The sequence below is a fragment of the Streptomyces sp. DS1-CR2 genome (assembly GCF_055760475.1).
Genome location: NZ_CM147085.1, coordinates 6154822 through 6168007, shown reverse-complemented (window position 1 = coordinate 6168007; position 13186 = coordinate 6154822). Strand labels below are relative to the sequence as shown.

At 69.1% G+C, this 13186-nt stretch carries 15 protein-coding genes and 5 tRNA genes; 5 read left to right on the top strand and 15 right to left on the bottom strand.

Going from position 1 to position 13186, the window contains the following annotated elements:
• The first annotated feature begins 47 nt into the window (after window positions 1-47).
• Both ACY0PA_RS29430 and ACY0PA_RS29425 read left to right on the top strand, forming a co-directional pair.
• Entirely contained in the window at window positions 48-281 is a 234-nt protein-coding gene (locus tag ACY0PA_RS29430) for an Lrp/AsnC family transcriptional regulator (protein ID WP_016642988.1), read from the top strand.
• A 20-nt stretch (window positions 282-301) separates the two neighbouring features.
• Window positions 302-793, top strand: coding sequence for a DUF3515 domain-containing protein (locus ACY0PA_RS29425; RefSeq protein ID WP_473080559.1), 492 nt, complete (start codon window positions 302-304; stop codon window positions 791-793).
• 21 nt (window positions 794-814) lie between these two features.
• On the opposite strand, the gene ACY0PA_RS29420 is transcribed toward ACY0PA_RS29425, so the two are convergent.
• From ACY0PA_RS29420 to ACY0PA_RS29410, 3 genes are read right to left on the bottom strand one after another with little or no spacing between them, the layout of a single operon-like run.
• The gene (locus ACY0PA_RS29420; protein WP_473080558.1) at window positions 815-1972 is read right to left on the bottom strand and encodes a D-alanine--D-alanine ligase family protein; all 1158 of its coding nucleotides are present in this window, start codon (window positions 1970-1972) and stop codon (window positions 815-817) included.
• Between the two features lie 56 nt (window positions 1973-2028).
• The gene (locus tag ACY0PA_RS29415) at window positions 2029-3039 is read right to left on the bottom strand and encodes an NAD(P)H-dependent glycerol-3-phosphate dehydrogenase (protein ID WP_473080557.1); all 1011 of its coding nucleotides are present in this window, start codon (window positions 3037-3039) and stop codon (window positions 2029-2031) included.
• Entirely contained in the window at window positions 3036-3836 is an 801-nt protein-coding gene (locus tag ACY0PA_RS29410; RefSeq protein WP_473080556.1) for a lysophospholipid acyltransferase family protein, read from the bottom strand. Before ACY0PA_RS29410 ends, ACY0PA_RS29415 begins: the two co-directional genes overlap by 4 nt.
• 165 nt (window positions 3837-4001) lie before the next feature.
• Between ACY0PA_RS29410 and cofC the strand changes: the two genes are divergently transcribed.
• Both cofC and ACY0PA_RS29400 read left to right on the top strand, forming a co-directional pair.
• The gene (gene cofC / locus ACY0PA_RS29405; RefSeq protein WP_473080555.1) at window positions 4002-4637 is read left to right on the top strand and encodes a 2-phospho-L-lactate guanylyltransferase; all 636 of its coding nucleotides are present in this window, start codon (window positions 4002-4004) and stop codon (window positions 4635-4637) included.
• A 13-nt stretch (window positions 4638-4650) separates the two neighbouring features.
• Window positions 4651-4854 carry a hypothetical protein gene (locus tag ACY0PA_RS29400; protein WP_473080554.1) on the top strand — a complete coding sequence of 68 codons (204 nt, stop codon included), beginning with the start codon at window positions 4651-4653 and terminating at the stop codon, window positions 4852-4854.
• Between the two features lie 112 nt (window positions 4855-4966).
• Here ACY0PA_RS29400 and ACY0PA_RS29395 read toward each other — a convergent pair whose 3' ends face one another.
• From ACY0PA_RS29395 to leuC, 4 genes are all read right to left on the bottom strand, one after another.
• Window positions 4967-5632 carry an HU family DNA-binding protein gene (locus ACY0PA_RS29395; protein WP_473080553.1) on the bottom strand — a complete coding sequence of 222 codons (666 nt, stop codon included), beginning with the start codon at window positions 5630-5632 and terminating at the stop codon, window positions 4967-4969.
• A 138-nt stretch (window positions 5633-5770) separates the two neighbouring features.
• Complete coding sequence (locus ACY0PA_RS29390) at window positions 5771-6001, bottom strand: SCO5555 family protein (protein ID WP_454406924.1); 231 nt, start codon at window positions 5999-6001, stop codon at window positions 5771-5773.
• A 269-nt stretch (window positions 6002-6270) separates the two neighbouring features.
• A complete protein-coding gene (leuD, locus tag ACY0PA_RS29385) occupies window positions 6271-6864 on the bottom strand; it encodes a 3-isopropylmalate dehydratase small subunit (protein ID WP_454406925.1) in 594 nt (197 codons plus the stop codon).
• A gap of 6 nt (window positions 6865-6870) precedes the next feature.
• Window positions 6871-8301, bottom strand: coding sequence for a 3-isopropylmalate dehydratase large subunit (leuC, locus tag ACY0PA_RS29380; protein WP_473080552.1), 1431 nt, complete (start codon window positions 8299-8301; stop codon window positions 6871-6873).
• Window positions 8302-8486: 185 nt separating this feature from the next.
• On the opposite strand from leuC, the gene ndgR reads away from it, so the two are divergent.
• Entirely contained in the window at window positions 8487-9203 is a 717-nt protein-coding gene (gene ndgR / locus ACY0PA_RS29375; RefSeq protein ID WP_100595026.1) for an IclR family transcriptional regulator NdgR, read from the top strand.
• A gap of 150 nt (window positions 9204-9353) precedes the next feature.
• On the opposite strand, the gene ACY0PA_RS29370 is transcribed toward ndgR, so the two are convergent.
• From ACY0PA_RS29370 to ACY0PA_RS29335, 8 genes are all read right to left on the bottom strand, one after another.
• Window positions 9354-9426: transfer RNA gene (locus ACY0PA_RS29370), tRNA-Glu, on the bottom strand.
• A 28-nt stretch (window positions 9427-9454) separates the two neighbouring features.
• Window positions 9455-9526 (bottom strand) — tRNA-Gln (locus ACY0PA_RS29365).
• Between the two features lie 30 nt (window positions 9527-9556).
• Window positions 9557-9629 (bottom strand) — tRNA-Glu (locus tag ACY0PA_RS29360).
• A gap of 62 nt (window positions 9630-9691) precedes the next feature.
• Window positions 9692-9764 (bottom strand) — tRNA-Glu (locus tag ACY0PA_RS29355).
• 41 nt (window positions 9765-9805) lie between these two features.
• Window positions 9806-9877 (bottom strand) — tRNA-Gln (locus ACY0PA_RS29350).
• Between the two features lie 88 nt (window positions 9878-9965).
• Entirely contained in the window at window positions 9966-10703 is a 738-nt protein-coding gene (locus ACY0PA_RS29345; RefSeq protein WP_473080551.1) for an HAD family hydrolase, read from the bottom strand.
• Between the two features lie 10 nt (window positions 10704-10713).
• Window positions 10714-12240, bottom strand: a complete 1527-nt coding sequence (gene gltX, locus ACY0PA_RS29340) for a glutamate--tRNA ligase (RefSeq protein WP_473080550.1) — start codon at window positions 12238-12240, stop codon at window positions 10714-10716.
• Window positions 12233-13009: a fumarylacetoacetate hydrolase family protein gene (locus ACY0PA_RS29335; RefSeq protein ID WP_329569980.1), complete on the bottom strand. Its 777-nt coding sequence runs from the start codon at window positions 13007-13009 to the stop codon at window positions 12233-12235. Before ACY0PA_RS29335 ends, gltX begins: the two co-directional genes overlap by 8 nt.
• Window positions 13010-13186 lie beyond the last annotated feature (177 nt).

The window sequence follows — 13186 nt, the reverse complement described above, 5'->3', positions numbered from 1 at the left end:
GGCGTCCCTTCTCCCCACATGATCCTCGTGGCCGCCCTGGAGGTTCCGTGGTACAGGCGTACATCCTGATTCAGACCGAAGTCGGCAAGGCGTCGACCGTAGCCGAGCTGATCGGCAAGATCCCGGGGGTGATCCAGGCCGAGGACGTGACAGGTCCCTACGATGTCATCGTGCGCGCGCAGGCCGACACAGTCGATGAGCTGGGCCGCATGGTGGTCGCCAAGGTCCAGCAAGTGGACGGCATCACCCGCACCCTGACCTGCCCGGTCGTGCACTTGTAGCCCCCGTCTAACCTTGGCCGGTGAAGTTCTTCCGCCACCGGCCCCGTCTTGCCACCGGGCTCCCCGCCCTGGCCCTGCTGCTCGCCGTCTCGGGCTGCTTCTCAGCAGACGACACGGCGCACGCAGCGGTTCCCACCCCTGACGCCAAGGTCACCGACCTGTGCCGCAACCTGCACAAAAGGCTTCCGGACACGGTGGACGGGCACGGAAGGAACGACCCCTCTCCGCGGTCCGAGCTGACCGCGGGGTGGGGAGATCCGGCGATCATACTGCGCTGCGGTGTCGAACGGCCCGCGCTGATGGACGACCCCCAGGCCCTGCCGGTGAAGGTGAACGGCGTGGGCTGGGCGTACGAGAAGCGCGACGACGGCACGCAGGTGCTCACGACGACGCTGCGGGTCGCCTACGTGGAGGTCACCCTGCCCAAGGAGCTGGCTGCCGAGGGGGCCTCGCCCCTGGTCGACTTCGCCGGTCCCGTCAAGAAGGCGATCCCCGAAGGGATCGCCGACTGACGTGCGTGCTTCGCTACGGGGCTAGCGCAGTCCCGTGGAGCGGTTCAGCGCCGCCTGGATGAGGCGGTCCACCAGCTCCGGGTAGCTCACCCCGCTCTCCTGCCACATGCGCGGGTACATGGAGATCGGGGTGAAGCCGGGCAGCGTGTTGATCTCGTTGATCACGAACTCGCCGTCCTCGGTGAGGAAGAAGTCGGCGCGCACGAGGCCCTCGCAGGACGCCGCGTCGAACGCCTCGACCGCGAGCCGCTGCACCTCGGCCGTCTGCTCGTCGGTGAGCGGCGCGGGCACGATGCCGGACGCCGAGTCGATGTACTTGGCCTCGAAGTCGTAGAAGTCGTGGGCCTGGACCGGCGGGATCTCGGCCGGCACGCTCGCGCGCGGCCCGTCCTCGAACTCCAGGACTCCGCACTCGATCTCGCGGCCGACGAGCGCCGCCTCCACGATGATCTTCGGGTCGTGGCTGCGGGCCTCCTCGATCGCCTCGTCGAGGCCCTCGAAGGAGTCGACCTTGGTGATGCCGATCGACGAACCCGCGCGCGCGGGCTTGATGAACAGCGGCCAGCCCTGCTCGCCGACGAAGTCCGCGATGCGGCGCCGCGACCCTTCCCGGTCGCTCTCCCACTCGCGCGGCCGGATCACCAGGTAGGGGCCGACCTTCAGCCCGAACGAGGTGAACACCCGCTTCATGTAGTCCTTGTCCTGGCCGACGGCCGAGGACAGGACGCCACAGCCGACGTACGGCGTCCCGGACAGGTCGAGCAGGCCCTGGATGGTGCCGTCCTCGCCGTACGGGCCGTGCAGGACGGGGAACACGACGTCGACGTCGCCGAGGACCTTGGGCACGGAGCCGGGCTCCGTGTAGACGACCTCGCGGCTCGACGGGTCGACGGGCAGCACGACCCCGCCCTCGGCGGACTCGGCGAGGGCGGCGACGTCCGGCACCTTGCGGTCGGTGATGGCCATCCGATCGGGATCGTCGGCCGTCAGCGCCCAACGTCCCTCCCGCGTGATGCCGATCGGCAGCACGTCGTACTTGGTGCGGTCGATGGCCCGCAGTACGGCGCCTGCGGTGACGACGGAAACGCCGTGCTCGGAGCTGCGACCGCCGAAGACGACGGCCACACGGGGCTTCTGGCCCGACGGGCGGCTGCTCTGGGGAAGGTTCTCGCTGCTCATATCGCGTTGAGCGTACCTGCTGGTAGCAGCGGAGTCAGCGTCCGGCGAGCCCCGCGTCAGCGCCGTTCGGGCTTGGCGCTGCGCGACATCATCTCCTTCAGGGCGACGACCGGGGACTTCCCCTCGTGCACGATGCCGACGACGGTTTCGGTGATCGGCATGTCGACGCCGTGCCGGCGTGCCAGGTCGAGCACCGACTCACAGGACTTGACACCCTCGGCGGTCTGCTTGGTGACCGCGATGGTCTCCTGGAGGGTCATGCCCTTGCCCAGGTTGGTGCCGAAGGTGTGGTTGCGCGACAGGGGCGAGGAGCAGGTGGCGACGAGGTCGCCGAGGCCCGCGAGCCCGGAGAAGGTGAGCGGGTCGGCACCCATCGCGAGGCCGAGCCGGGTGGTCTCGGCGAGCCCGCGCGTGATGAGCGAGCCCTTCGCGTTGTCGCCGAGGCCCATGCCGTCGGCGATGCCGACGGCGAGCCCGATGACGTTCTTCACGGCTCCGCCGAGCTCGCAGCCGATCACGTCGGTGTTCGTGTACGGCCGGAAGTACGGCGTGTGGCAGGCGGTCTGGAGGCGCTGCGCAACCGATTCGTCGCGGCAGGCGACGACGGCGGCGGCGGGCATCCGGGCGGCGATCTCCCGGGCGAGGTTGGGGCCCGTGACGATCGCGATGCGGTCCTCGCCGACCTTGGTGACGTCCTCGATGACCTCGCTCATCCGCATCGCGGAGCCGAGTTCGACACCCTTCATGAGGGAGACGAGGACCGTGCCGGGCGCGAGCAGCGGCGTCCACTCGGCGAGGTTGGCGCGCAGCGTCTGCGAGGGCACGGCGAGCACCGTGAACTCGGCGCCGTCCGCGGCTTGTGCGGCGTCCGCGGTGGCCCTGATGCTGCCCGGGAGTTCGACGCCGGGGAGGTAATCGGGGTTCGTACGCGTGGAGTTGACCGCTTCGGCGAGTTCGGGCCTGCGCGCCCACAGGGTGACGTCGCACCCCGCGTCGGCGAGCACCATGGCGAAGGCCGTACCCCAGGAGCCGGTTCCGAAGACGGCTGCCTTGACGGGTGGGGTCACTTGCTCTCCTCAGGACTTCCGTGCTCGATGACCGGCGAACCGGCCTGTTCCGTAAGGGTGTTGACCTCGGCGGCCTTACGGCGCTGCGCGATGCGCGCCTCACGGGGGTCGTAACGCCGCTGCGGGGGCTGCTCGCCGCGCAGTTCACCGAGCAGTCCGGTGATCGCCGTCATGATGACCTCGGTTGCCTCCTTGAGGAGTTCCGGGGTCATCTCCTTGTCGTAGAAGCGCTCCAGGTCGACCGGCGGTCCGGCGAGGACGTGGTGCGTCTTGCGCGGCAGCAGGTCGGGCTTCTTCGCGTATGGCGCGAGCACGAGGTTGGCGCCCCACTGGGCGACGGGAATCACGGGGCACTTGGTCTGCAGTGCCACGCGCGCGACGCCCGTCTTGGCGGTCATGGGCCACAGGTCCGGATCGCGGGTGAGGGTGCCCTCGGGGTAGAAGGCGACGCACTCCCCGCGCTCGACGGCGTCGATGGCGGCACGGAACGCGCTGAGCGCATTCGTGGTCTCGCGGTAGACGGGGATCTGTCCGGTGCCGCGCATGATGGCGCCGATGAACCCCTTCTTGAAGAGCCCGTGCTTGGCGAGGAATCGCGGAACGCGTCCGGTGTTGTACTGGAAGTGCGCGTACGCGAACGGGTCCAGATGCGAATTGTGGTTCACCGCGGTAATAAAGCCGCCTTCGGCCGGAATGTTCTCCATTCCGCGCCAGTCCCGCTTGATCAGAACCACGAGCGGCGGTTTAGCGATGACCGCCGCCAGGCGGTACCAGAAGCCGATTCTGCGGCGGGACACTCGGACACCTTCCTCTATGGACCTTTGAAGGCCCTCTCGGACCTGGTCAGCCGCACAAGTGTCGCCCCGGGCCGCCGGTCTGTCGAGAACACCGTACGCCCGCACGTTTATGCCCACCTCACGCGCCGGGCCACAATGAGCGCGACCAGAAGGGACGGACCTCACGTGCAGTGGACCCTGGTGATCCCGCTGAAACCCCTGGTGCGGGCCAAGAGCAGGCTGGCGCCCACGGCGGGTGACGGGGTGCGTCCCGGACTCGCGCTCGCGTTTGCGCAGGACACCGTGGCCGCCGCGACCGCCTCGGCCGGGGTGCGGGATGTGGTGGTAGTCACGGACGACGAGCTTGCCGGGAGGGAGTTGGCCGCCCTGGGTGCCCTGATCGTCCCCGATGCCCCGGGAGCGGGCCTGAACGCCGCCCTGGCGCACGGTGCGGCGGCGGCGCGGGCCCGGCGCCCGGACGCGGCCGTCGCGGCGCTCAACGCCGATCTGCCGGCTCTGCGGTCGGCGGAATTGTCCCGGGTTCTCGCGGAGGCCGCGCTATTTCCCCGCGCATTTCTCCCCGATAGGGCGGGAATCGGGACGACTCTTCTCAGTGCGGGTCCCGGCAATGAATTGCGCCCGGCATTCGGCACCGCGTCCCGAGCCCGTCATGCCGCCTCCGGCGCGGTGGAACTCCCGCTGACGGGTGTCGATTCCGTCCGCCAGGACGTGGACACCGGCGAGGACCTGCGGGCGGCGCTGTCGCTCGGCGTCGGCCCGCGCACCGCGGGGGCGGCCGCCGGGCTGCTGATCCCGGACTGAGTACGCTGCCTGCATGCAGGCCACCGCGTACACATACGACTCCGACTCCCGCTCCGGCAGCGTGCTGCTCGACGACGGCACCCCCCTGCCCTTCGACGCCCCGGCGTTCGACGCGGGCGGCCTCCGGCTGCTGCGCCCCGGGCAGCGGGTCCGTATCGAGGTCGAGGGTGAGGGCGAGGCGCGGCGCATCACCCTGGTGACGCTGCAGACGCTCTGAACCCCTTCTGAACTGGGCCTTCGCACGAACTGGGCCTTCGCGAAACACCGCGGGCCGGGCTCCCCTAGGGGAGCCCGGCCCGGCGCGTGAGGGGCCCTTGAGGCCGTCGCCCTTACTTCTTGCGGGCGGTGGTCTTCTTGGCGGTCGTCTTGCGCGCAGTGGACTTCTTGGCGGGCGCCTTCTTGGCCGCGGCCTTCTTGGCGGGCGCCGTCTTCTTCGCCGTGGCCTTCTTCGCGGCGGTCTTCGCCGGGGCGGCCTTCTTGGCGGTGGTCTTCTTCGCCGTGGCCGCGGCCTTCTTGGCGGTGGTCTTCTTCGCCGCCGCCGTGGTCTTCTTCGCCGTCGTCTTCTTGGCGGTGACCTTCTTGGCGGTGGTCTTCTTCGCCGCCGCCTTCTTGGCGGTCGTGGCCTTCTTGGCCGCGGCCTTCTTGACCGTCGCCGAAGCGCCGCCGGTCAGGCTGCCCTTGGGCGCCTTCTTCACGGCCACGTCGTTCTTCGGGAGCTTCTTCGAGCCCGCGACGAGGTCCTTGAAGCCCTGACCGGCACGGAAACGCGGAACGGAGGTCTTCTTGACCCGCACGCGCTCGCCCGTCTGCGGGTTGCGCGCGTAACGGGCCGGGCGGTCGACCTTCTCGAACGAGCCGAAGCCGGTGACCGAGACCCGGTCCCCGCTGACGACGGCACGGACGAGGGCGTCCAGGACCGCGTCGACGGCGTCCGCGGCCTGCTGACGGCCGCCGACCTTGTCGGCAATCGCTTCTACGAGCTGCGCCTTGTTCACGTCTTCCCCTTCGGAGACATTGCCGGAACGTATCCAGTCCGGCTTTTTCGCACGTTAGGCAGATATATACCGCAAATCAAACACGAAACGGGCTAATCACCCTTGTGCCGCAACGAACTCGGGCTGTCTCGAAGTTCTTCAGTGGTCCTCTTGTGGGAATCGACCCTCGTCGAGGTCCACCATGAATCGGTCCAGTCGCCTTGCCGCACCGGCGAGATCGTGCTTGGCCGCGGCCGTAATGACCAGCAGCTTCCGGGTCAGCGCCATCCGTACGCCCTCCGGGACTTGCAGTGCGCGCACTCTGGAGTGCGCTTCCTTGAGTTGGTCCGCGACCGCCGCATAGAGCTGGAGTTGGCCGTCGTGTTCCATGCACAGATTGTGCCATCTGGGGCGAGTTGTCGCCTCCGCAGGGGGTAACTGCCGTCCCTGGCGGGGCTCCTGGACCCCTTCGCGGGGCATGCGCGCACGAGCGCCACGGGTCGCACGTACGTCGTGAACTCCCTTGAACGCAAGGCGAGTTGAGACCCCCGGAACGACACTTGGCGAGCGGCCGGAGGCCGGACACAGCTGTACCCCCAACCGTCCACGATTGGGGGTACAGATGCTTGTTGCGATGGCCGGAATCAGCCTTGCAGAGTTCAGATCTGCACGGTCTGCGGCTTGAACGACGGACGCTTGGACTCGTAGTCCGCGATGTCGCCCTCGTTCTGGAGCGTGATGCTGATGTCGTCCAGGCCGTTCAGCAGCCGCCAGCGCGCGTTCTCGTCGAGTTCGAAGGCGGCGGTGACGCCCTCGGCCCGTACTTCACGCGCCTGAAGGTCGACCGTGATCTCGGCCTGGGGGTCGTTCTCCACGAGGCTCTGCAGCGCGTCCACGACCTTCTGGTCGAGCACCACCGTGAGCAGGCCGTTCTTGAGCGAATTGCCGCGGAAGATGTCGGCGAACCGCGAGGAGATGACGGCCTTGAAACCGTAGTTCTGCAGCGCCCACACCGCGTGCTCGCGGGAGGATCCGGTGCCGAAGTCGGGACCTGCCACCAGGACCGTGGCGCCCTCGCGTTCGGCCTTGTTCAGCACGAACTCGGGGTCCTTGCGCCAGGCCTCGAAGAGCCCGTCCTCAAAACCGTCCCTGGTGACCTTCTTGAGCCAGTGGGCGGGGATGATCTGGTCGGTGTCGACGTTGCTGCGGCGCAGCGGTACGGCCCGGCCGGTGTGCGTGGTGAATGCTTCCATGGCTGATCAGACTCCAGCGGGCGTACGGGCGTCAGTGTCGGACAGGTCGGCCGGAGAGGCCAGATGGCCGAGCACGGCGGTGGCTGCGGCGACCTGGGGCGAGACCAGGTGGGTACGGCCACCCTTGCCCTGCCGGCCCTCGAAGTTGCGGTTCGAGGTGGACGCGGAGCGCTCGCCGGGGGCGAGTTGGTCGGGGTTCATGCCCAGGCACATCGAGCAGCCCGCGTGCCGCCATTCGGCGCCGGCCTCCTTGAAGACCTTGTCCAGGCCCTCGGAGACGGCCTGCAGACCCACCCGCGCGGAGCCGGGAACGACCAGCATCCGTACGCCGTCGGCGACTTTGCGGCCACCGACGATCTCGGCGACGGCGCGCAGGTCCTCGATGCGGCCGTTGGTGCACGAACCTACGAAGACGGTGTCGACCTTGACGTCGCGCAGCGGCTGCCCGGCGGTCAACCCCATGTATTCCAGGGCCTTTTCGGCGGCGTGGCGCTCCGAAGCGTCCTCGTACGAAGCAGGGTCGGGGACGTGCGCCGACAGGGGTGAGCCCTGGCCGGGGTTGGTGCCCCAGGTGACGAACGGCGACAGCGCCGCGGCGTCGATGACGACCTCGGCGTCGAATTCCGCGTCGTCGTCCGACTTCAGCGTCTTCCAGTACGCAACCGCTGCGTCCCAGTCCTCGCCCTCGGGCGCGTGCGCACGGCCCTCGAGGTAGGCGAAGGTGGTCTCGTCGGGGGCGATCATGCCCGCGCGGGCACCGGCCTCGATCGACATGTTGCAGATGGTCATGCGGGCTTCCATCGAGAGCTTCTCGATGGCGGAGCCGCGGTACTCCAGGATGTAGCCCTGGCCGCCGCCCGTACCGATCTTCGCGATGATGGCGAGGATCAGGTCCTTGGCGGTGACGCCCTCGGGCAGCTCGCCGTCGACGGTGATGGCCATCGTGCGGGGACGGGCCAGCGGCAGCGTCTGGGTCGCCAGGACGTGCTCGACCTGAGAGGTGCCGATACCGAAGGCCAGCGCGCCGAACGCGCCGTGCGTGGACGTGTGGGAGTCGCCGCAGACGACCGTGGTGCCCGGCTGGGTCAGGCCCAGCTGGGGGCCGACGACGTGCACGACTCCCTGCTCGACGTCACCCAGCGAGTGCAGGCGCACACCGAAGTCGGCACAGTTCTTGCGCAGCGTCTCCAGCTGGGCGCGCGAGACCGGGTCCGCGATCGGCTTGTCGATATCGAGGGTCGGGGTGTTGTGATCCTCGGTGGCGATGGTGAGGTCGAGGCGCCGCACCTGGCGACCGGTCTGGCGCAGGCCGTCGAAGGCCTGCGGGCTGGTCACCTCGTGCAGCAGGTGCAGATCGATGAAGAGGAGGTCGGGCTCGCCCTCGGCGCGCCGGACGACGTGGTCGTCCCAGACCTTCTCCGCGAGTGTCCTACCCATCGCTTTCCCTCCGGCCGGCATCGTGAGCCGGCCCAACTAGAGATCGTGGTCGCCGACGTCCGTACCCCTCGTACCGGACGTGAACGTCCCGGCCCGTTGGTCTGCGGGCCGCTGTACGTACAGGGTGTCAAGTTTCACGGGAAATTGAACTTGCGTTTCACAGAGTGAGACGCGAGTATCGACGCATGGACAACTCTAGCGGCGTCGGCGTTCTGGACAAGGCGGCCCTTGTTCTCAGCGCCCTGGAGTCCGGTCCGGCCACCCTCGCGGGGCTGGTCGCGGCGACCGGACTGGCAAGACCCACGGCTCACCGTCTCGCCGTGGCACTGGAACACCACCGCATGGTGGCGCGTGACATGCAGGGCCGTTTCATCCTCGGCCCGCGCATGGCCGAGCTGGCCGCGGCGGCGGGCGAGGACCGCCTGCTCGCGACGGCGGGCCCGGTACTCACCCACCTACGCGACGTGACGGGCGAGAGCGCGCAGCTCTATCGCCGACAGGGCGACATGCGTATCTGCGTCGCGGCCGCCGAGCGCCTGTCGGGCCTGCGGGACACCGTCCCCGTGGGCTCCACGCTCACGATGAAGGCGGGCTCGTCGGCGCAGATCCTGATGGCCTGGGAGGAGCCCGAGCGCCTTCACCGCGGCCTCCAGGGCGCCCGCTTCACGGCGACCGCCCTGTCGGGCGTACGGCGCCGCGGCTGGGCCCAGTCGATCGGCGAGCGGGAGCCGGGCGTCGCGTCCGTCTCCGCGCCGGTGCGCGGCCCCTCGAACCGCGTCGTCGCGGCGGTCTCGGTCTCCGGACCGATCGAGCGCCTGACGCGCCACCCGGGCCGGATGCACGCGCAGGCCGTCATCGACGCGGCGGGCCGCCTCTCCGAGGCCCTGCGCCGCACCGGCTGACCCTCCTCCACCACACCGCTCCCCCTCGGGCCGGCCGCTTCAACGCCGCAGCGACCGGCCCGAGTTGAGACTCGGCTGGACTTCACGGGCACACGCTCCGGGTAACACGAAGAGGCCCTCCCCTGCTGGGGAGGGCCTCTTGCTGTCTTGTACCCCCGACCGGATTCGAACCGGCGCTACCGCCTTGAGAGGGCGGCGTGCTAGGCCGCTACACAACGGGGGCAAGGATCTTGTGATGCCACACGATCCAGCTGGGCTACCAGGACTCGAACCTAGAACAACGGAACCAGAAACCGTCGTGTTGCCAATTACACCATAGCCCAATGAGATCCAGGCCTGGATGGCCCGATCAGTACCCCCGACCGGATTCGAACCGGCGCTACCGCCTTGAGAGGGCGGCGTGCTAGGCCGCTACACAACGGGGGCCCTAGCGATCCTGCATGAGAAACAGCGGGTGCGACCCGGACTGTCCCCCTGGGAAGGATCTGTACCCCCGACCGGATTCGAACCGGCGCTACTGCCTTGAGAGGGCAGCGTGCTAGGCCGCTACACAACGGGGGCTTTGCGAATCTGGAATCCGCGATGCAGATAAGCTCTGCGAGCTGGCCTACCAGGACTCGAACCTAGACTAACGGAACCAGAAACCGTCGTGCTGCCAATTACACCATAGGCCATCAAAAAGCAACCCCCTGCGAGGGTTCTGTTTGATTTACGCTTCCGGGTCCGGCCTGTCGGCCCGTTTCCCTTGGCGCAGGAAGAACATTACCCGAAGGTGGACGGCGCTCCAAAACGGGTATCCGGGGCCAGCAGGGCGGGGAGCTGGTCGAGCGCCGTGATGCGCGTGAGTTCGGGACGGCCGCCGGTCCGCGCACGGTCCAGCCAGATGCCGGTGAGCCCCGCCTCCTCGGCGCCGCGGGCGTCGGTGTCGGGCTGGTCGCCGACGTACGCGACCTCGCGCGGGGGCAGTTCCAGGGCCTCGCAGGCGGCGTGGAAGGCGGCGGCCTGCGGTTTGGCCACGCCGAGTTCGGCGGCGCAGACGACGGCCTCGAAGCGGTCCCTGACGCCGAGGACGCGCAGCTTGCGGTCCTGGTTGTGCAGCGAGGAGTTGGACAGGACCGCGTGCCGGTAGCGGTCCGCGAGGAGGTCGAGCACGGGGACGGTGTCGGGGAACAGCGCCCAGGCGGCCTCGTAGTGGACGATGTAGCGCCCGAACCAGGCGTCGGCCTCGGCGTCACCCATGGTGGCGGCGCCGTCGGCGCCGCGCCCCACGAAGGCCCGTACGCGATCGCGGCGCTGCCCCTCCCAGTCGGTCTCGCCCGACTCGAAGCGCGCCCAGTGCTCCTGGGTGAGGGTGCGCCAACGGGCGAGGGCCTGGCCGACGGAGGCGAATCCGTCGGCCAGGCCCTCGGCCCGAAGGTGTTCCCGCATTCCCGCGCGGTCCGCGTTCGCGTAGTCGAAGATCGTGTCGTCTACGTCCCACAGGACCGCGCGGATCGGCATGTGTCCGAGCTTAGCCAGACTGCTGCGCCGCCAGCTTCGCCAGGGCGCCGTCGATGCGGGCCATGGTCTTCTCCTTGCCGAGGATCTCCAGGGACTCGAAGAGGGGCAGGCCGACCGTGCGGCCGGTGACGGCGACGCGGACCGGGGCCTGCGCCTTGCCGAGCTTGAGGCCGTGCTCCTCGCCGGCGGCCAGGACGGCCTCCTTGAGGGCATCGGCGGAGGTCCAGTCGGCGGCGAAGAGCTTGGCGCGGGCCGAGCTCAGGAGGCCGGCCGGGTCGCCCTTCATCGCCTTGGTCCAGGACGCCTCGTCCTCCACCGGCTCCTTGAGGAACAGGAAGTCGACGTTGGCCGTGATGTCGGACAGGACCGTCACACGGGTCTGCGCGTGGGGGGCGATGGCCTCCCAGGCCGCCTGGTCGAAGTCCTCGGGCGCCCAGTTGGCGAACGGGGCGCGCAGCCACGGCTCGCAGGCCGCCGCGAACGCCTTCGCGTCCAGCATGCGGATGTGGTCGCCGTTGATCGACTCGGCCTTCTTGAGGTCGAAGCGCGCCGGGTTCGCGTTGACGTCCGCGAGGTCGAACTTCGCGACCATGTCCTCGATGGAGAAGACGTCCTGATCGGCCGAGAAGGACCAGCCGAGCAGGGACAGGTAGTTGAGCAGTCCCTCGGGCAGGAAGCCGCGCTCGCGGTAGAGGTTGAGCGAGGCCTGCGGGTCGCGCTTCGAGAGCTTCTTGTTGCCCTCGCCCATGACGTACGGGAGGTGGCCGAAGGCGGGGATGAGCTTCGCGATGCCGAGCTCGGTGAGCGCCTTGTAGAGGGCGATCTGGCGGGGCGTGGAGGAGAGCAGGTCCTCGCCGCGCAGGACGTGGGTGATCTCCATCAGGGCGTCGTCGACCGGGTTGACCAGCGTGTACAGCGGGGCGCCGTTCGCGCGGACGATGCCGAAGTCCGGGACGTTCTCCGGCTGGTAGGTGATCTCGCCGCGGACCAGGTCCTCGAAGGTGATCGCCTCGTCGGGCATGCGGAAGCGGACGATGGGCTGCCGGCCCTCGGCCTCGTACGCGGCGATCTGCTCGGCGCTCAGGTCGCGGCAGTGGCCGTCGTAACCGGAGGGCTTGCCGGCGGCGCGGGCGGCGTCGCGGCGGGCGTCGAGCTCCTCGGTGGAGCAGTAGCAGCGGTACGCGTGGCCGGCGGCCAGGAGCTTCTCGGCGACGTCCCGGTAGATGTCCATGCGCTGCGACTGGCGGTACGGCGCGTGGGGGCCGCCGACCTCGGGACCCTCGTCCCAGTCGAAGCCCAGCCAGCGCATCGAGTCGAGGAGCTGCTCGTACGACTCCTCGGAGTCGCGGGCCGCGTCGGTGTCCTCGATACGGAAGACCAGGGAGCCCTGGTTGTGCCGGGCGTAGGCCCAGTTGAACAGCGCCGTGCGGACCAGGCCCACGTGGGGGTTGCCGGTCGGGGACGGACAGAAACGTACGCGAGGGGGTACCCCCTGGTCGAGCGGATTCGAGAGCTGGGGGGAGTTCGCGTTAGCCACGCTTGATCACCTTGTTGGTGAGAGTGCCGATGCCTTCGATGGTGACGGCGACCTCGTCGCCGACGTTGAGCGGGCCGACCCCTTCCGGGGTGCCCGTGAGGATCACGTCGCCGGGGAGCAGCGTCATGGCCTCGGAGATGTTGACGATCAGGTCCTCGATCGAGTGGATCATCTGGGACGTGCGGCCGAGCTGGCGCTGCTGTCCGTTGACCGTGCACTGGATCGTCAGGTCGCTGGGGTCGAGGTCCGTCTCCACCCAGGGGCCGAGCGGGCAGGAGGTGTCGAAGCCCTTGGCCCTGGCCCACTGCTTCTCGCGCTTCTGGACGTCACGCGCGGTGACGTCGTTCGCGCAGGTGTAGCCGAGGATGACGTCCTTGACGCGCTCGCGCGGGACCTCGCGGCACATGCGGCCGATGACGACGGCGAGCTCGGCCTCGTGGTGCAGTTCCTGCGAGAAGGAGGGGTACGCGATCTGGTCGCCGGGGCCGATCACCGAGGTGGACGGCTTGAAGAACGCGAAGGGGGCGTCCGGGACCTCGTTGCCCAGTTCCTTCGCGTGTTCCGCGTAGTTGCGGCCGAAGGCGACGACCTTGTTCGGGAGCACCGGCGGCAGAAGCCTGACCTTGCTCAGCGGGACCTTCGTGCCGGAGAGTTCGAAGTCCGCGAACGGGATGCCCTTGATGATGTCGAGGACAAGCTCGTCAGGCTTGTCGCCCTCGACCGCGCCGAAGGCGACATTGCCGTCGATGGAGAATCTGGCGATGCGCACGGGTTGGCTGCGCCCCTTTGCTTGCTTGTGCCTGGTGGAGTGTGACGCTTCAGGCTAACGCGGGCGCGCGGGCGCCATCCCGTTGTATTGCGGCGCACCGCCGGTGGGGACTTGTCGCGCCCACGCGGCGGAGCCGCACATCGCACGGTCCCGCGCCCTCGGGGCGCGTGTTTCAGG